Source organism: Cecembia lonarensis LW9 (assembly GCF_000298295.1).
Classification (GTDB): domain Bacteria; phylum Bacteroidota; class Bacteroidia; order Cytophagales; family Cyclobacteriaceae; genus Cecembia; species Cecembia lonarensis.
The window spans coordinates 107,026-123,537 of record NZ_AMGM01000003.1 but is presented as its reverse complement, the minus strand read 5'-3'; the positions used below and the strand labels follow the sequence as shown (position 1 = coordinate 123,537).

General features: G+C 41.6%; 18 protein-coding genes. 11 read left to right on the top strand and 7 right to left on the bottom strand.

From position 1 onward, the window contains the following. A partial coding sequence (locus B879_RS01915) for a sodium:solute symporter (protein WP_238542062.1) occupies positions 1-1,401 on the top strand: 1,401 nt, incomplete at its 5' end. On the opposite strand, the gene B879_RS01910 is transcribed toward B879_RS01915, so the two are convergent. The 3 genes from B879_RS01910 to B879_RS01900 form a co-directional block, all read right to left on the bottom strand. Continuing rightward, on the bottom strand, positions 1,398-1,769 hold the full coding sequence (locus B879_RS01910) for a helix-turn-helix domain-containing protein (protein WP_009183440.1): 372 nt from the start codon (positions 1,767-1,769) through the stop codon (positions 1,398-1,400). The genes B879_RS01915 and B879_RS01910 overlap by 4 nt on opposite strands. A gap of 112 nt (positions 1,770-1,881) precedes the next feature. After that, a complete protein-coding gene (locus tag B879_RS01905) occupies positions 1,882-2,223 on the bottom strand; it encodes an MGMT family protein (protein WP_040400098.1) in 342 nt (113 codons plus the stop codon). Further along, positions 2,210-3,088, bottom strand: a complete 879-nt coding sequence (locus B879_RS01900) for a mechanosensitive ion channel family protein (RefSeq protein ID WP_009183438.1) — start codon at positions 3,086-3,088, stop codon at positions 2,210-2,212. Before B879_RS01900 ends, B879_RS01905 begins: the two co-directional genes overlap by 14 nt. 46 nt (positions 3,089-3,134) lie before the next feature. On the opposite strand from B879_RS01900, the gene B879_RS01895 reads away from it, so the two are divergent. The 3 genes from B879_RS01895 (at position 3,135) to B879_RS01885 (ending at position 4,965) form a co-directional block, all read left to right on the top strand. Continuing rightward, the gene (locus B879_RS01895; protein ID WP_009183437.1) at positions 3,135-3,812 is read left to right on the top strand and encodes an SDR family NAD(P)-dependent oxidoreductase; all 678 of its coding nucleotides are present in this window, start codon (positions 3,135-3,137) and stop codon (positions 3,810-3,812) included. Positions 3,813-3,886: 74 nt separating this feature from the next. Next, positions 3,887-4,516 carry a head GIN domain-containing protein gene (locus B879_RS01890; RefSeq protein WP_238542061.1) on the top strand — a complete coding sequence of 210 codons (630 nt, stop codon included), beginning with the start codon at positions 3,887-3,889 and terminating at the stop codon, positions 4,514-4,516. Continuing rightward, the gene (locus tag B879_RS01885) at positions 4,516-4,965 is read left to right on the top strand and encodes a nuclear transport factor 2 family protein (protein WP_202949563.1); all 450 of its coding nucleotides are present in this window, start codon (positions 4,516-4,518) and stop codon (positions 4,963-4,965) included. The genes B879_RS01890 and B879_RS01885 overlap by 1 nt, the downstream gene beginning before the upstream one ends. Before the next feature lie 37 nt (positions 4,966-5,002). Here the strand turns inward: B879_RS01885 and B879_RS01880 are convergent, their stop codons facing one another. Both B879_RS01880 and B879_RS22045 read right to left on the bottom strand, forming a co-directional pair. Then, positions 5,003-6,073: a cytochrome-c peroxidase gene (locus B879_RS01880; RefSeq protein WP_009183434.1), complete on the bottom strand. Its 1,071-nt coding sequence runs from the start codon at positions 6,071-6,073 to the stop codon at positions 5,003-5,005. A gap of 151 nt (positions 6,074-6,224) precedes the next feature. Continuing rightward, positions 6,225-6,368, bottom strand: coding sequence for an META domain-containing protein (locus tag B879_RS22045; protein WP_009183433.1), 144 nt, complete (start codon positions 6,366-6,368; stop codon positions 6,225-6,227). A gap of 364 nt (positions 6,369-6,732) precedes the next feature. On the opposite strand from B879_RS22045, the gene thrA reads away from it, so the two are divergent. From thrA to thrC, 3 genes are read left to right on the top strand one after another with little or no spacing between them, the layout of a single operon-like run. Then, the gene (gene thrA, locus B879_RS01875; RefSeq protein ID WP_009183432.1) at positions 6,733-9,186 is read left to right on the top strand and encodes a bifunctional aspartate kinase/homoserine dehydrogenase I; all 2,454 of its coding nucleotides are present in this window, start codon (positions 6,733-6,735) and stop codon (positions 9,184-9,186) included. Positions 9,187-9,189: 3 nt separating this feature from the next. Further along, positions 9,190-10,122 carry a homoserine kinase gene (locus tag B879_RS01870; RefSeq protein WP_009183431.1) on the top strand — a complete coding sequence of 311 codons (933 nt, stop codon included), beginning with the start codon at positions 9,190-9,192 and terminating at the stop codon, positions 10,120-10,122. Positions 10,123-10,156: 34 nt separating this feature from the next. Then, positions 10,157-11,461, top strand: coding sequence for a threonine synthase (gene thrC / locus B879_RS01865; RefSeq protein WP_040400110.1), 1,305 nt, complete (start codon positions 10,157-10,159; stop codon positions 11,459-11,461). A gap of 53 nt (positions 11,462-11,514) precedes the next feature. Here thrC and B879_RS01860 read toward each other — a convergent pair whose 3' ends face one another. Together B879_RS01860 and B879_RS01855 are read right to left on the bottom strand one after the other, a co-directional pair. Beyond that, positions 11,515-13,482, bottom strand: a complete 1,968-nt coding sequence (locus B879_RS01860; protein WP_009183429.1) for a M56 family metallopeptidase — start codon at positions 13,480-13,482, stop codon at positions 11,515-11,517. Positions 13,483-13,487: 5 nt separating this feature from the next. Further along, a complete protein-coding gene (locus tag B879_RS01855) occupies positions 13,488-13,862 on the bottom strand; it encodes a BlaI/MecI/CopY family transcriptional regulator (RefSeq protein ID WP_009183428.1) in 375 nt (124 codons plus the stop codon). A gap of 140 nt (positions 13,863-14,002) precedes the next feature. Between B879_RS01855 and B879_RS01850 the strand changes: the two genes are divergently transcribed. The 4 genes from B879_RS01850 to B879_RS01835 are packed head-to-tail and all read left to right on the top strand — an operon-like array spanning position 14,003 to position 16,403. Further along, on the top strand, positions 14,003-14,788 hold the full coding sequence (locus B879_RS01850) for an NRDE family protein (RefSeq protein WP_009183427.1): 786 nt from the start codon (positions 14,003-14,005) through the stop codon (positions 14,786-14,788). Positions 14,789-14,803: 15 nt separating this feature from the next. Continuing rightward, positions 14,804-15,781, top strand: a complete 978-nt coding sequence (locus tag B879_RS01845; protein WP_009183426.1) for a YpdA family putative bacillithiol disulfide reductase — start codon at positions 14,804-14,806, stop codon at positions 15,779-15,781. A gap of 44 nt (positions 15,782-15,825) precedes the next feature. Next, positions 15,826-16,059 (top strand): DUF433 domain-containing protein, encoded by a 234-nt coding sequence (locus B879_RS01840; protein WP_009183425.1) that lies wholly within the window; start codon positions 15,826-15,828, stop codon positions 16,057-16,059. After that, the gene (locus tag B879_RS01835) at positions 16,059-16,403 is read left to right on the top strand and encodes a DUF5615 family PIN-like protein (RefSeq protein ID WP_009183424.1); all 345 of its coding nucleotides are present in this window, start codon (positions 16,059-16,061) and stop codon (positions 16,401-16,403) included. The genes B879_RS01840 and B879_RS01835 overlap by 1 nt, the downstream gene beginning before the upstream one ends. The last annotated feature ends 109 nt before the right edge of the window (positions 16,404-16,512 follow it).

The window sequence follows — 16,512 nt, the reverse complement described above, 5'->3', positions numbered from 1 at the left end:
CTGTTGTTTTTGATTTCCTGGTTTACCTCCAGAAAGATCTCAGAAGAAACATTTTTTACCGGTGATAGGCAGTCTCCCTGGTTTTTGGTGGCTTTTGGAATGATAGGTGCCTCTTTATCCGGCGTTACATTTATTTCGGTTCCAGGAGAAATCGGAAACACCAAGTTCCATTATTTTCAGGTAGTACTGGGCTATACTTTAGGATACTTTACTATCGCCAAAGTGCTGCTTCCGCTATATTACCGACTCAATTTGGTATCAATTTACACCTATTTGGACAATAGGTTTGGTTTTTGGTCCTATAAAACCGGTGCTTTTTTCTTTATACTTTCCCGCACCTTGGGTTCATCTATCCGGGTTTTCCTGGTAGCAGGAGTTCTTCAATTGATCCTTTTTGACCAATGGGGTATTCCGTTTTGGTTTTCTGTATTGATTACCGTTTCTCTCATTTGGCTTTATACGCATAGGGGTGGCATAAAAACAGTGGTTTGGACGGATACACTACAGACGTTTTTTATGCTGTCAGCTGTTTTGGTAAGTATTTACTTGGTAGCTAAAGATTTGGGAATACTAAGCTTCTCTGAGATTTTCCAGACTGTTGCTTCTGATTCGAGAGCTGAAATTTTCAATTGGGACTGGAAGTCCGGAACCAACTTTTTTAAGCAATTTGCCTCTGGGGCCTTTATTACCATAGTAATGACTGGTCTTGATCAGGATATGATGCAAAAAAACCTTACTTGTAAAAACATCGGTGATGCACAAAAGAACATGTTTTGGTTTACCATTATCTTGGTACTTGTCAATTTGTTGTTTTTGACACTAGGGGTTTTATTATATCAATTTGTGGAAAATAATGCGCTCGCTATTCCAGCAAGGACAGATGACCTTTACCCTTTCCTGGCTACACAACATTTTTCTGCATTTGCAGCTATTGTATTCATTTTGGGAATAACAGCGGCGGCTTATTCCAGTGCTGACTCCACCCTTACTGCTTTGACCACCTCTTTTTGTTTTGATTTTTTGGGTATAGATAAGAAGTATGGAAAAGAAAAACAGGTAAGTGTTAGGAAACAGGTACACCTGGCATTTACTGCATTGATGTTCTTGGTAGTACTTGTATTTCGTTGGATCAATGATCAAAGTGTTATTAATGCAGTATTCATCATTGCGGGGTATACATATGGACCTCTTTTAGGGCTTTATGCTTTTGGATTGTTTACCAAATGGCAAGTGAGGGATAAATGGGTGCCCTATTTAGCATTAGCTGCCCCTATAATCGCTTTTATTATTGCACAAAATTCCAAAAAATTATTTTGGGGATACGAATTTGGTTTTGAGGTATTGATTCTCAACGGCCTATTGATGTTTACTGGGCTTGTTTTAATTCGGGAAAAAGTCTAGAGTTCTTGCCTTGCTATTAACTCATTGATCTTTTTTAACCTCAATATGCTACTTTCCAGGCTGTTTATGCTACCATCAAGATCTACGAGTACGGAAATTTGACCGTTATTTCCATTTTTTTTGATTGTTTCCTGTTGAGCACCAACGCTTGGGGCAGTGCAGATCAACTCCTGTACCTCCACTTCATATAACTCTGCCAACTTTAGCGCATCTTCCATTTTTAAGTTGGATCTTCCTTGTTCATACCTTGAATAAGCTGTGTAGTCTTTTTTTCCTAAATATTCTGCTATGTACTCCTGAGTGAATCCCCTTAAAACCCTGTGTTTTCTCAAGTTTTCTGCGATGTGACTTTTCAATGCTGTTTCCATATTCCTTGATTTTAAAGGATTCAAAACAAAAAGCGTACACATTTGATTAAAAAAGTGAAAAAATGTTAAAAAAAATAGAATAATGTCTCAAAATACCTGAATTAGGTTCTTTTCACAATGTATTTTCAAGTTCCATAGGATCCCAAAAGTGTTGCTCGAAGGCAATAATCTTATCTTTTTCTATTTTGATGCCTTCCTGTTCCAACAACTCCTGCATTTTGAAGGGGGTTTCAAAGTGGTGTTTTCCGGTTAGAACACCTGCCCTATTGACCACCCGATGAGCTGGGATATCCGGCTGGTAATGAGAGGCATTCATGGCATAGCCAACCATTCTTGCGCCGCTTTTTAACCCGAGATAATTGGCTATGGCGCCATAAGAGGTGACCCGACCCTTGGGGATAAGCTTTACAACCTGGTAGACCTGGTCAAAATAGTTTTCTTTATTTTTTGTCATACAACAGTTCCAGTAATATTTCATCAAACTCTTCCCTTATTTCAGGTTCTCTTTCAGGGGCAATACCCACAATAAGTTTGAAAGCAATTTTTTCCTTGAACACCCCATCCAGACCCACAACGAATTTCGAAATTTCCTTGGATTCTAATCGTTTTTTCAGCTTAGGTTCAATTTTTTCTTTGATCTCCTTGAGACTTAATTGGGTTTCTATGGGTACTTCAAATAGAAATTCAACATCTTTTCTGTCAGTAAAGCGGTAATTGATTACATGCGTACTGAGCATCAGGTTATTGGGTATCATCATAGTAAGCCCATCATCCCTTTTGAGCACGGTATTTAAAAGTGTGATGTCCTTAATAATTCCTTTTTGATCATTGATTTTGATGGTATCTCCTAAGGAGAACTGATCCGTAAACATGATGATCAAGCCATTGATGGTGTTGGTGATATACTCCTTGGAAACGATGGCGATAGCTGCTGCAACAATGGTCAAACTGGTTAAAAATTCAAAGGGCCTCAAACCAAAAGCCATGATTAAAGCTGAAATGAATACAATCGAATTTAGTATATTGGAAATCCATGCAATGCCCAATAGAAAATTGGGATGAAGATTTTCTTCCTTTTGCTTTCTGAGGTAAATTCTTGCTGTCAGCATTCGCGCTAAGGAGATAAGGATGTTGGCTCCTAACAGAAAAAGGAAGGCATTTATTATATTTGAGAGTCCTTCAACTTCTTTGACCCATTCTCCAAATGGTTTTGATACCTTGCTAAGGTACAGTAAGACCGAATAGACCAGAACCTTGAGAATGAAGATGCGAAGTTTTTTGTTTTCGGCAATTCTAAAAACAGACTTTACTTGGGGCATGAGATGGAAAGGTTGTAATGGAATTTAAATCTAAACAAAAGTACATATGGAAAGAAATATAATTGTTACTGGGGCCGCTGGAAATTTGGGAAGGGCTGTAGTCAGTAAATTCAAAAGAGAAGGTTACAGGGTGATTGCCTTGGTTGAACCTGAATCAGGTGATGAATTGGAAGAAGCGGATGATGTATATGAAGTAGATGTGACAGATGAAGCATCTGTGCAGGATTTTGCTAAGGAGTACCAGTTACAGTATGGTGAAGTGGACGCTATCGGACTATTAGTGGGCGGTTTTGCAATGGGTGATATTGAAAATACCGGTACTGAGGATCTGGAAAAAATGATCCGGTTGAATTTTTATTCTGCGTTCAATATGGTGAAAAACTTCCTTCCGGTAATGAAAAAGGCTGATTTTGGTAATTTTTTGTTTGTTGGTGCGAGGCCTGCCTTGCAACCTGAAGATGGAAAAGGAGTTGTGGCATACGCTTTGAGCAAAAGGATGGTAGAAGAACTGGCCAATTATGTGGCTGAGGAAGCAAAGGGGACCAGAATACGCGCACACCTGTTTGTGCCAAGCATTATTGATACCCCTACCAATAGGGAAGCCATGCCAGATTCGGATTTTAGTTTATGGGTCAGTCCGGCAGATATCGCAGAGGCAATGCACTATGCGGTCAATAATCCTGCACTGAGAAACATGACCTTTAAGCTCTATGGAGGAGTTTAAACCAACTTAATATACCGATGAATACCAAAACCATCTATTTCTTTGTACTGCTTCTTTTTTCAACCAGCGTGATAATGGCCCAAACTCAAAGGGAAACCCGACAATTAGGGGAGTTTGATGCTGTGAAAGCTTCCAACTCCATTAAAGTGGAATTGGCGCAAGGGGAACAAAACAAAGCTGATATTACCGTTTCAGGCATTGACCTTGGTAAGGTGGAAACATCCATAGTGGATGGAACACTTGAAATCCGATTGGCAAGGGGAAATTATCGTAACCATGATGTGGAAGTAAAAGTTACTTACAGGGATATACAAGCCATCGAGGCAAATACGAGTGCACGCGTTATTGCGAAAGACAGGATAATTGCAGAAGAAGGTTATCTTCTTGCTACGACAAGTGCTTATATAGAAGCAATCGTCGAGGCCGAGGTATTCAATATTGAAGCAGCCACCAATGCCAGGATCTTCGTCAAGGGAGAAGTAGGGAGCCTAGGTCTGAGGGCCTTTACCAATGCAGAAATTGATGGAAAGAGTTTAACTGCTGATGAGGTAGAAGTATTGGTTAATACAGCAGCCACTGTTTATTTCAGAACAATAGGCTCGATAGAAGGGTCAGCAGCTACTGCTGGGAAAATTTATTATGGGGGCAATCCCAAAGAAATTAATGTTAAAACCGGTACGGGTGGAAGTATATCTAAAAACTGATGAAAAATATCTTATTTCTAGTTGCGATATTTTCTTTTTCAATAAATGGCCTAATGGCTCAGGAAGAAAAAGAGGTCGAAAAAGTAATTAGCACCTTATTTGAAGGAATGAAAGCCAAAGATGGGGCTAAAGTGCAGGTTTTATTTCATCCAGATGCCAGTATGCAGACGGTGATAGCAGGTGAGATGGGTGCTACACTTGGTTCCAATTCGGTTTCAGATTTTATTACCAGGATTTCTACGACTCCAGAAGGTACTGTTTTGGATGAGAAAATCCTTGAATACCATATCAAAATCGATGGACAAATGGCTTCTGCCTGGACACCTTATGAATTCTATGTCAACGACGATTTTAGTCATTGCGGCATCAATTCCTTTCAATTGATCAAAACTGACACTGGTTGGAAAATCACTTATGTGATTGACACCAGAAGGAAGGAAGGTTGTTAAGTAAAACAGGCCGCAAGTTCTAATTGCGGCCTGTTATTTATTGCGGAATAGACGGAACTTTTTTCAACTCCTTGGGTAAATCACCGGTTAGGGTCCTTAAAAAAGCGACTAAATCATCAATTTCATTTTGGGTAAACTCTTTATTTAGCTGTGTCTTTCCCATAATGACTAAGGATTCTTCCAGATCCCAAATACTCCCATCATGGAAGTAAGGGTAGGTTTTTTCAATGTTTCTTAGGCTCGGAACTTTAAATTTGTAAAGATCTCCGGGATTGCCTGTCAAATTATAAATTCCTTCGTCAGCACTTATCTTAGGGTTCAGTTTTCTGAAATCCTGCATTTCACCAAACCTTCGGTATTGTTCACCTCCTAAGGCAATTCCGTCATGACAGGATTGGCAATTGGCGTCTAGAAATACTTTTAGTCCTCTTTTCTCTTGGATAGATAGGACTTCAAAATCAAGGGCCATAAAATCATCAAATCTTGAAGGTGTTATTAACATGCTTTCAAAAGAAGCGATAGCAGTTGCGACGTTATTATAGGTAATTGGATCATTGTCAAGAGGAAATGCTTTATTGAATCGCTCAATGTATTCATTTACTTCTTTGAGTCTATCTATAAGGATTCCCTCATGGGGGATGGCCATTTCAACAGGGTTAAGAATGGGTCCTTTTGCCTGTTCTGCTAAATCTTTAGCTCTTCCATCCCAGAATTGGCTATCATGAAATACCGCATTTAGAACTGTTGGAGAGTTTCTATCTCCTATGCTGCCAGGCAAAGCACCGGGCGAAGTGGGTTTATTGTCTACCCCATAGTTGGACAAGTCATGGCAGCTATTACAGCTTTGCTCGTTATTTACACTTAATCTTGTATCAAAATAAAGTAGTTGACCTAGCTCAAAGCGCTCGTTTTCAAGCTCATCAGTTTCCTTTTTGTCATCAACCCTAAGGGCCATAAAATAATTTCTAGCTTTTGCCCAAAGCAGAATGTCTTCCTTGTCAATGTTTGTTTTTTCCTGGCTAGTTTTCTCTTCCTCAACATGGATCATTGTAAAAATTAATAATCCGATAAGAATAGAAACACCTACAGGTATAATTGTTCCTTTCATGACTTTTGTGATAATTTTCCACAAAGAAAAATGAAATTAAAAGATCTAAATGTGATTCAGGTTGCATATACTTTCTGCCAGGTGTTCATGTGCTTTTCAAAAAAATAAGTAAGCCCAGAATTTATAAATGGGCCAAAAAAAATTGATACATTTAATTTTTGGGAACAAAATTTAACAGCTCCTTCGCTCCGTCCAGTAATGTTAACTTATTTTTGGCAACCTTGAAGTTGCTGACCTGAGAGAGTGCCCCTAAGAAGTCATTTTCCCCACTTCCCTCACAGGCTTTTTTGGTCATAGGAAAACATTATTTTGTGCCTTGGCTTAATCACGCGTTAATTGTCCTTTAGGTTTTTTGATTAATAGTTAACAAATCCTACTTTTCTTTGTAAAAACAATAAAAAGATTTTTGGATTATGGATTTTTGTCCTTAAGATTGCTGAATCAATTTTTGAGACATGCCAAAAGCAAACCTTTTATATCCTACAAAATTGACTTCCTTTGATAGGAAGCTTGATGGGATGGTGATGTCTTTTAACATGTATTTTTTTTCTACCACCATTACGGGGTAATCCCGTAAGCTATTTCACATATCGCCCCTTGAATAAGGACTATTTTTGTCCTAAGTTTTCATTAAAAGTTTCCTTAAAAATTATTGAATCATGAAGATTTTAAAGTTTGGAGGTTCATCCATTGCTAATAAGAACAACATCCGAAAGGTTTTTGATATCATCAAAAGTCAGGATAAAAATACTGACTTTGCCGTTGTATTTTCAGCCTTCGGTGGTGTTACGGAAGTGCTGCTGAATACGGCAGAAAAGGCCAGGGAAGGAGATAGGACTTATGTAGATCAGGTCAAGTCCCTTGAAGAGCGTCATTTTGGCTTGGTGAAGGAGCTTATACCTATCCAACTCCAATCGGCTGTACTTACTTTCGTCAAAGTAAGATTTAACGAATTGGAGGATCTCTTTCATGGGATATATCTGATCAAAGAATGTTCCCCCAAAACTTTGGATTATGTGGCCAGTTTTGGAGAGCGCTTATCGGCCTACATACTCACTGAAGCCCTAAAAGTAGAGGGTTATCCGGCCATTTATCTCGATGCCAGAAACGTCGTGCGCACCAATGATCGGTTTGGCAATGCCAAAGTGGATTTCTTTGCTACCAATGATCTGATATTAGATTTTTTCCATCAGAACCCAGGTTTAAAGGTCATCACCGGGTTTATTGCTTCCACAGAGAAAGGGGAAACCACCACCTTGGGGCGAAGCGGATCTGACTATACAGCCGCCATTTTTGCTTCCGCATTGCAGGCAGATTCCTTGGAAATCTGGACGGATGTTTCCGGGGTGCTTACCGCAGATCCGAGATTGGTCTATACGGCATTTACCATTCCGCAATTGAGTTATAGCGAGGCCATGGAGCTTTCCCATTTTGGCGCCAAGGTGATATTCCCGGCGACCATGCAGCCGGCGATGCGAAAAGGAGTTCCTATTTATATCAAGAACACTTTTGAACCTGCCCATCCGGGTACTTTGATCAATGGGGATCATCCCAGCGGTAAGTTAATCAAGGGGATATCTTCTTTGTCCGGTATTTCTTTACTCAATATTGAGGGAGCCGGTTTGATCGAAGTGGTAGGGGTTAGTTATAGGGTTTTTGGGGCATTGGCCAATGCACATGTCAATGTGGTTTTGATCAGTCAGGCCTCTTCTGAACACAGTATTTGCGTGGCTATTCGCTCAGTTGAGGTCCAAAAAGCCAAAGAGGCTATAGAAAAAGAATTTCTTTTTGAAATAAGAAACGGAGAGATGGATCCGGTTGTGGTGGTTTCTGATATGGCCGTAGTGGCAGCTGTTGGGGAAAACATGAAGCATAATCCCGGCGCAAGTGGCCGCATGTTCCAGGCCTTGGGAAGAAACAATGTCAATGTATATGCCATTGCCCAAGGAAGTTCAGAATTGAATATTTCCGCAGTAGTGGCGCAATCAGACCTCCAAAAGGCTCTAAACGCTTTACATGAAGCTTTCTTCCTCTCCGATAATAAGGTATTACACCTGTTTCTGGTGGGCGTGGGATTGATTGGCAAAGCACTTATCCGCATGATCGCCAATCAAAGGGAAAAGTTGCAACGGGAAAATGACCTGGATATACAGATCCATGGTATCGCAAATTCCAGGTTTATGGCTTTTCATGAGGATGGATTTGATTTGAAAAACTGTCCTGCCCCAGAAGATGCCCCAGATGCCAAGCCCATGGATTTAGAACAGTTTATTCAGCAAATGGAGGAGATGAATTTTTCCAATTCCGTATTTGTAGACTGTACTGCCAGTCAAGATGTGGCCGGGGCTTATGAAAGGGTGCTGGAAGCAAGTATTCCAATTGTGACCCCAAATAAAAAGGCAAACTCAGGTTCTTTGGTGCGTTACAAAGCACTTAAAAAGCTGGCCTATAAAAGAGGTGTCAAATTTCTATATGAAACCAACGTGGCAGCAGGCCTTCCCGTCATCAATACCCTTCAGGATTTGATGCTGAGTGGAGATAGGGTGATACGGATAGAAGCAGTTTTGAGTGGTTCCATGAATTATATTTTCTCGGAATTTGAAAAGGGTGTTCCATTTTCTGAGGTTGTCAGGCAAGCCAAAGACAAAGGCTACACTGAACCGGACCCAAGGGATGATTTGAGCGGTATGGATGTGGGCAGGAAAATATTGATTCTTGGCCGTGAAGCAGAACAGGATTTGCATTTTGAGGATATCAGCATCCAAAGCATGGTTCCAGAAGATTGTGTAGAGACAAAGGATATAGAAATTTTCTTTGAAAAGTTGAAAAAGCATGACGGTGATTTTACCTTGATGCTTCAAAAAGCTCAATCAGAAGGTAAAAAGCTTAGGTTTATGGCCACGCTTGAAAATGGGAAAGCAACAGTAGGGCTCAATGCCCTGGACAGCAGTCATCCATTTTATACACTCAAAGGAAGCGACAATATGCTTTTGTTTACCACCGAGCGTTACCATGATTTCCCCATGATCATCAGGGGACCGGGGGCAGGTGCGGATGTGACTGCTGCGGGTGTATTTGCCGATGTGATCCGTCTTGGAAATTATACCCGATAGCCCATGAAAAAGGTGACTGCATTTGCACCCGCCACAGTGGCCAACGTTTCCTGTGGTTTCGATATCCTGGGATTTGCCATTGATGACCTTGGTGATAAGGTGACGGTGGAGTTGAAGGAAGCGGTGGGATTGACAGTAGCACGTATTGAAGGAGATGGAGGCAAACTCCCTTTGGAAGCGGATAAAAACACCTGTACAGTGGCCATTCAGGCCATGCTTGATGCACTCGGAACCCAAAAAGGAATGGAAATTTCTTTGGAAAAGGGTTTACCCCTAGGTTCGGGAATGGGCTCTTCTGCCGCTAGCGCCGCTGCTGCTCTGGTTGCTGCCAATGAACTGCTGGGCAAACCTTTTGAAAAAAACGATTTGGTGCCTTTTGCCATGGAGGCGGAACGTATGGCCTGCGGAGCGGCACATGCGGATAATGTGGCACCATCCATTCTGGGAGGGTTTGTATTGATCCGGGACTATGATCATTTGGATATGGTCAAATTGCCTGTACCAAAAGGCTTGTACTGTACTTTGGTCCATCCCCATTTGGAATTGAAAACGGCTGATTCCAGGTCTGTCCTTCGACAACAGATTTCTTTGAAGGAAGCCACAGTGCAATCCGGAAATATTGCAGGCTTGATCGCCGGACTTTACCAAAGTGATTATGGGCTGATCAGCAGGTCGCTCAAAGATGTGATTGCAGAGCCTTCCAGGGCCTTATTAATACCCGGTTTCTATGAATTACGGGAAGCTGTGATGGACTTAGGTGCTTTGGGCTCAGGGATTTCAGGTTCAGGCCCTACCATATTTATCCTCTCCCAGGGAAGAAATACCGCCATACAGGCAGGAGAAGCAAGCAAAGCTGTCTTTGAAAAAATCGGTTTAGGGGTAGATATATATGTTTCCGAAGTCAATGACAGAGGAGCTTATGTTCAGACCCCTTGAATTTAAAATTTTAAACCTTTTGTCCTCTTTTTATATGCGCTATTACAGTACTAATAATCCCAATCATCAAGTTGGTTTAAAAGAAGCGGTAATCAAGGGCCTTGCCCCGGATCAAGGACTGTATATGCCTGAGCATATTCCTGTAATGCCCGCTTCCTTTTTCGAAGACCTGCCGACCATGACATTTCAGGAGATGGCTTATGAAGTGATTGGAGCGCTTTTTGGAGAGGATTTGAATCTGTCACAGGTCAAAGCATTGGTGGACCATACCTTGGTTTTTGATGCGCCATTGGTAAAGGTGGAGGAGGGAGTTTATAGTTTGGAACTCTTCCATGGCCCTACTTTGGCATTTAAGGATTTTGGGGCACGCTTCTGTTCCAAGCTCATGTCCATGTTGATGGAAGGAGAGGAAAGGAAAGTTCGTGTTTTGGTAGCTACCTCAGGGGATACCGGTTCGGCAGTGGCTAATGGGTTTTATAAAGTTCCCGGGGTGGAGGTGATCATTTTGTACCCCAAAGGTAAGGTTTCGGCACTTCAGGAAATGCAGTTTACCACCTTGGGAGAAAATATCCATTGCCTGGAAGTGGATGGGGTCTTTGATGACTGTCAGCGAATGGTTAAAGAAGCTTTTTTGGATCAGGAGTTGAATGAAAAAATGCTTTTGACCTCTGCCAATTCCATCAATATTGCCCGGTGGATTCCCCAATGCCTCTATTACTTTTATGCCTGGTGCAGACTTCCGGAAAAGGATAAGAAATTGGCTGTATCTGTTCCCAGTGGTAATTTCGGTAATTTGGGTGCAGGGATTTTGGCAGAGCGCATGGGGCTGCCCATTGATGTTTTTGTGGCCAGCACCAATGTCAACAAGATCGTACCTGATTTCCTGCATGGGTTGAATTTTAAGGCTAAACCCTCCATTGCGACCATCAGCAATTCTATGGATGTAGGCAACCCCAGCAACTTTTACAGGTTGTTGGCTTTGTATGGGAATGACGAAGCTTTGTTAAGGAAAAAAGTGAAAGGCTTTTTCTTTGATGATGAAGATACAGCAAAGGTGATGAAGAAAGTCCAATGTGAAACAGGCTATACGTTGGATCCCCATGGGGCTGTAGGGTATTTAGGGCTTCGCAATTTCCTGAGGATGAATGGGGATGATTATGTGGGAATTTTTCTGGAAACAGCCCATCCCGGCAAGTTCAAGTCCGTTGTGGATAAGGTGTTAGGGATTGATCTGGAATTGCCTGATCGGTTAAAGGAATTTATGAAGGGTAAGAAGAAAGCTGCGGCACTTCCCAATGATTATGGGGCTTTTAGGGAGTTTTTGAGCTCGGCCAATTGAAAAAAATAAGGGCCTGGATAACTATTCCTGGCCCTTTTATGATTTATGTTGGTTTAGTCGTTCTTGCGCTGTGCTTCTTTAAGCTTTTGTTCAAGGGCTTTCATTTCTGCTTCATGCTTCTTTTGCCAGGCCTCCATTTTTTCCTGGAAAGCTTTCATTTTTTCTTCATTGGCCTTTTGCCATTCTTCCATCTTTCGCTGGAATTCTTCGATTTTTGGCTGGTTTTCTTTTTCCCAAGCTTTTACTCTGGCCTGATATTCCTCGATTTTAGGTTGGTTTTGTTTTTCCCACTCCGCCATTTTTTCCTGGAACTCCTTTACTTTGGGTTCGTAGGTTTTCTTCCATTCCTCGGTTTTGGCTATTCTCTCCTGATTCCATTCTTCCCGTTTTTCAGCCTGTGCTTGTTTCACTTTGGCCAAGAATATATTACTTTCTCGTTGTATCTGCTCCCATTCTTCTTTGGACATATTGCTTTTCTTGGCCAACTTTAATTGTAGTGTACTGTCAGCGAGTGAAATTCTGGCTAGGGACAATTCTTTTAACAGGGTGGAGTCAGGGAGTAATTTTTTAAAAGTTTCAGGATCCATTTCCCATTTTGGCATATTGTCAAAATTAAAATTGGGCATAGGTATTTCTATAAGTTCCAGCTGTGGCAGGTTACCAAAATTACCCCAGCCTGCATCGAAGCCCTCGAAAAGGCTTCCTGTTCCCTCAAAAAGGCTTCCCATACCCTCAAAAAAACCTTCTGTACCCTGGAAAAGAACCTCAAAATACTTTATAGGTTCTGCTTGCTTTGTATGCTTTTGAAAAAATAGGGTATCAACGCCTTCATTGGCAGAGGAGTCAATAAAAATTATCTTTCTTGTTGGTTTGGGGATAGTGTCAGCTTCATCATAATTATACACCATTTGATATTCCATATCAATGGTTTGGGTATTGGCTTGGGTCAGCAGCAGGTCTTCTGAAGATTGGCTGTTTTGGTCACTTGCTCCTACCAGGAGGGTTGCGCCCAGGATAAAGGTAATCATCATGGTAATTGTGGATAAAGTAGTTGGTTGTGTTGGGGAGGTTTTCACTCCCATAATTTTTTTGATTCTATCCAAAGTTGGATTTTGTTTTTTGGCAGCTGCCATGGCCATTTCAGGGGCATGATTTTGGGCATGGTTGATGACATTGGCCAAGCCATAGGCGAGGTCTTTTGGATTTGCGCCCAATGCTATTGCCATTTCATCACAGGCCATTTCTCTTTGCTTTTTGGCCTCATGGTTTATCCACCAAAATACGGGATGGAAAAAGAAAAGCATTTCCAAAATGGATTGGATGAGGTTCACCAGGTAATCATGCCTTTTGATATGGGCCATTTCATGGGTAATAATGGCCTCCAATTGCGTTGGGCTCATCTGGAATAACAAAGCGCTGGGGATCAGAATGACTGGCTTCAGTATCCCATAGGTCAGTGGAATATCGATATGGGTACTCGATAGAATTTGAATGGGTCTAGAAACCTGCAGTTTTTTACTGATTTGTTTGACCACAAGCCTTAACCTATCCGGAACTGGAGAATGGCTTTTTCGATGAAGTGAGCGAAGATCAGCCAGTCCGCTGGCAGTTTTGAAGAAAAATAGGAAGGCGCCTATCAACCATACATTCACCAAAAGCGGAATGTGCTTTTCTATTCTTCTAATGATAATCATCCCTTCCGGGCTAGCCTCTTGTGAAGCGTCTATTTGCTTCAAAAAATCAGGTTGGGTGTATAAATACGCCCATTCAGCTTCACTCAGTGTGCTTTCCGGGACCATTGATTGGTTATTTAATTGCCAATTGAAGGTAACCAGGGCGGCAATAGTAATCGTAGCCAAAGCTGCCAAACTCAGGTGATATTTAAAAGCTGCACTTTTCTGATTGAAAAGAGCCAGGCTTAACCATAGCAGTAAGCCTATACCTGCAATCTGCCATAAGGCATGGATAATCATCCAGCCAAGGGCATAGAGGTAAGGTTCGGGAACCAAATTTTCAAGCATTTCCATTATTTGTCTTTTTCCAGTTGGTCCAAAAATGCGCGGATTTCATCTAATTCCTCTCTGGAGGGATTGCTCTGCCCTAAAGCCTGCATGACCAGGTTTTTGGCAGAACCACCAAATGCTGTAGCCATAAAGTTGCCAACAAGGTGCTGCTGGGTAGCTTTTTCTTCTATCAAGGGAAAGTACAAATGGGTGCGACTTTGCTCATCCCTTCCTAAGATCCCCTTGCTGTGCATGATTTGCATGATCTTCAGGGTAGTCGTATAACCGGTATCCTTTGATTCGGCCAGTTTCTCATGGATTTCCCTGACCGTGGCTTTTTTCATTTGCCATAAAAGGGACAAAATTTCCAATTCAGATTCCGTGGGTCTAGTGTTCATAGCACTTAATACGATTTGTTTCGTACAAAGTTATACGAAGGGAGTCGTATATACAAAAAATATTACGATTTTTTTCGTACCCTCTCAAAGTTCTTTTAAAATGAAGACGAACTATTTCGGAATTTTCTTAATTTGCCTCCATGTGTTTATTAGCATTTAATTGGAACAATCATTCGGAATACAAATTGATCCTTGTCGCCAACAGGGATGAATTTTTTGAAAGACCTTCAGCGCCCTTGCAGCAGTGGGAGTCGGGATTTTATGGGGGAAAAGACCTCCGTGCCGGGGGCACTTGGTTGGGCATGCATCCCAATGGCCGCTTTGCTGCCATTACCAATTTCCGTGACCTGAAAAACAAACGGGAGTTTTCTAAATCCAGAGGAGATCTGGTCAAAAATTTCCTTGAAGGGGAGATGGACCCCAAGTCCTACTTGGAGGAAATTGAAAAGGAGAAAACGGAGTATGAGGGCTTTAACCTGCTTGTCGCTGACCAGGAAGGACTTTATTACCTTTCCAACAAGATGGAAGGTGTGCGCCAATTGAGGCCCGGACTTTACGGTTTGAGCAATGCGGTGCTGGAAACTCCCTGGCCTAAATTGACCAAAGCAAAGGAAAACCTAGCCCACCATATTTCCACAGCTTCTTTTGAGCCTCTAAGCCTGATGAAAGGGCAGCACTCGAAGGAGACCGATCCTCAGGAAATACTTCCCGATACAGGTGCTACACCAGAACAGGAAAAATTGCTTTCCGCACAGTTTATCAACGTGGGGAACTATTATGGCACCGTAAATTCGACAGTGTTGCTTTGGAAGCATTCTGGAGAAGTGGACATGATGGAAAGAAAGTTTGATCAGGTGGCGGAAACCTTCCAAGATACACAGGTCAAGTTTAAAGTGGAGAACTTTTTGGAACAGAAGCAGTCTTAAAGCTGTTGTAAAAACATGGAAAATCAAGAGATTTTAGATGTTTTTATCGTGGGAGGCGGGCCAATTGGTTTGGCCTGTGGGATTGAATGTGAGAAAGCTGGTCTCAACTATATCATTGTTGAAAAGGGGGTGCTGACCAACTCCCTTTTCAATTATCCTCTAAATATGACTTTTTTTTCCACCTCGGAGAAGTTGGAAATGGGAGGCATTCCTTTTATGTCCATTGCCCATAAACCTACCCGTACCGAAGCCTTGGAGTATTACCGGAGGGTGGCCAAAACCTGGAAACTCAAGGTGAACCTTTATGAAGCAGTGAAAACACTCCAAAAGAAAGAGGCGCTTTTTGAAATAGTTACAACCAAAGGCATATACCTTACTAGAAATATTATTCTGGCAACAGGTTTTTATGACCTGCCCAACCTGATGAAGGTGCCCGGGGAAGATCTTCCCAAGGTGACCCATTACTACAAAGAACCTTGGCCCTATATCGGTCAAAAGATACTGGTGGTTGGCGGGGGTAATTCTGCGGTTGATGTGGCCCTGGAAACCTGGCGCAAGGGTGCTGAAGTGACCATGGTCCTCAAAAATGAGAGCGTGGACCCCAATGTCAAATACTGGGTCAAACCGGATATTGAGAATCGGATCAAGGAAGGGTCCATCAGGGCTTTTACCCATTCTTTGGTCAAAGAGATCAGGGAAAAGGAGGTAGTTATCAACACGCCTAATGGGGAAGTAACTATTGAAAATGACTTTGTCCTGGCCATGACAGGTTATGTGCCCAATTTTGCCCTTTTGGATCAATTGGGTGTGGAGTTGAGCCTGGATGAAAAGCGGCAACCCTGCTACGATCAGACCAATCAGGAATCTAATGTGCCCGGCGTTTATCTGGCTGGAGTAGTTTGCGGGGGATTGAATACCAGGGAATTTTTTATTGAGAACTCCATCGTGCATGCCGAGCAGATAGTGGGGCATATTAAGACAAAGGATAGTTGATTAAACCCTGCTGTGTATTTAGGAGATAATGATTATATTTGAATATGAGTGAATTGATTTCCAGAATAACTATTGATCCTAATATTTGCAATGGGAAGCCTACCATCAGAGGGAAAAGGATTACCGTGCAAAGCATCCTTGAATTTTTGGCTGCTGGAGACTCTACTGAAGACATTTTGTATCAATTTCCCAGTTTAGCACCTGAAGATATCAAGGCATGCCTAGAATTTGCTTCAAAACTTATGAGCAATAGTTTCACAGTAAAATCAGTAGCCTGATGGCGAGATTTTTAATTGATGTAAACTTACCTTATTATTTTTCTTTATGGAATAATTCGGAATATATCCACCAACTCGATATTGATGATACTTGGACGGATGCTCAGATTTGGGAGTATGCGAAAAAGAAAAAATTAACTATAATCTCTAAAGATGCGGATTTTTACAATAAAATTTTGATGACGAATCCTCCACCAAAAGTAATTCATATCAAAATTGGAAATTTGAAGATAAGGGATTTTCACGAATTGATTTCAAAGAATTGGTCTGAAGTTTTAGAGCTTAATAAAGACAATAAATTGGTACTTGTTTACTCAGACAGAATTGAGGGAGTGAAAAGCTAAAATTGATTTTTTTAAACCACAACTTGTCACGAGCTTCGGGAAAACACAACAAAATCCATAAAAGTTTTTCCGATCCGTCCTGCAAAACCCTAACCATCTGCTATTGAGG

Excerpts from the sequence above, each read along its gene's own strand:
- B879_RS01910 (WP_009183440.1), bottom strand. The coding sequence starts at position 1,769 with ATGGAAACAGCATTGAAAAGTCACATCGCAGAAAACTTGAGAAAACAC.
- B879_RS01905 (WP_040400098.1), bottom strand. The coding sequence starts at position 2,223 with ATGACAAAAAATAAAGAAAACTATTTTGACCAGGTCTACCAGGTTGTA.
- B879_RS01900 (WP_009183438.1), bottom strand. The coding sequence starts at position 3,088 with ATGCCCCAAGTAAAGTCTGTTTTTAGAATTGCCGAAAACAAAAAACTT.
- B879_RS01895 (WP_009183437.1), top strand. The coding sequence starts at position 3,135 with ATGGAAAGAAATATAATTGTTACTGGGGCCGCTGGAAATTTGGGAAGG.
- B879_RS01890 (WP_238542061.1), top strand. The coding sequence starts at position 3,887 with ATGGCCCAAACTCAAAGGGAAACCCGACAATTAGGGGAGTTTGATGCT.
- B879_RS01885 (WP_202949563.1), top strand. The coding sequence starts at position 4,516 with ATGAAAAATATCTTATTTCTAGTTGCGATATTTTCTTTTTCAATAAAT.
- B879_RS01880 (WP_009183434.1), bottom strand. The coding sequence starts at position 6,073 with ATGAAAGGAACAATTATACCTGTAGGTGTTTCTATTCTTATCGGATTA.
- B879_RS22045 (WP_009183433.1), bottom strand. The coding sequence starts at position 6,368 with ATGACCAAAAAAGCCTGTGAGGGAAGTGGGGAAAATGACTTCTTAGGG.
- thrA (WP_009183432.1), top strand. The coding sequence starts at position 6,733 with ATGAAGATTTTAAAGTTTGGAGGTTCATCCATTGCTAATAAGAACAAC.
- B879_RS01870 (WP_009183431.1), top strand. The coding sequence starts at position 9,190 with ATGAAAAAGGTGACTGCATTTGCACCCGCCACAGTGGCCAACGTTTCC.
- thrC (WP_040400110.1), top strand. The coding sequence starts at position 10,157 with ATGCGCTATTACAGTACTAATAATCCCAATCATCAAGTTGGTTTAAAA.
- B879_RS01860 (WP_009183429.1), bottom strand. The coding sequence starts at position 13,482 with ATGCTTGAAAATTTGGTTCCCGAACCTTACCTCTATGCCCTTGGCTGG.
- B879_RS01855 (WP_009183428.1), bottom strand. The coding sequence starts at position 13,862 with ATGAACACTAGACCCACGGAATCTGAATTGGAAATTTTGTCCCTTTTA.
- B879_RS01850 (WP_009183427.1), top strand. The coding sequence starts at position 14,003 with ATGTGTTTATTAGCATTTAATTGGAACAATCATTCGGAATACAAATTG.
- B879_RS01845 (WP_009183426.1), top strand. The coding sequence starts at position 14,804 with ATGGAAAATCAAGAGATTTTAGATGTTTTTATCGTGGGAGGCGGGCCA.
- B879_RS01840 (WP_009183425.1), top strand. The coding sequence starts at position 15,826 with ATGAGTGAATTGATTTCCAGAATAACTATTGATCCTAATATTTGCAAT.
- B879_RS01835 (WP_009183424.1), top strand. The coding sequence starts at position 16,059 with ATGGCGAGATTTTTAATTGATGTAAACTTACCTTATTATTTTTCTTTA.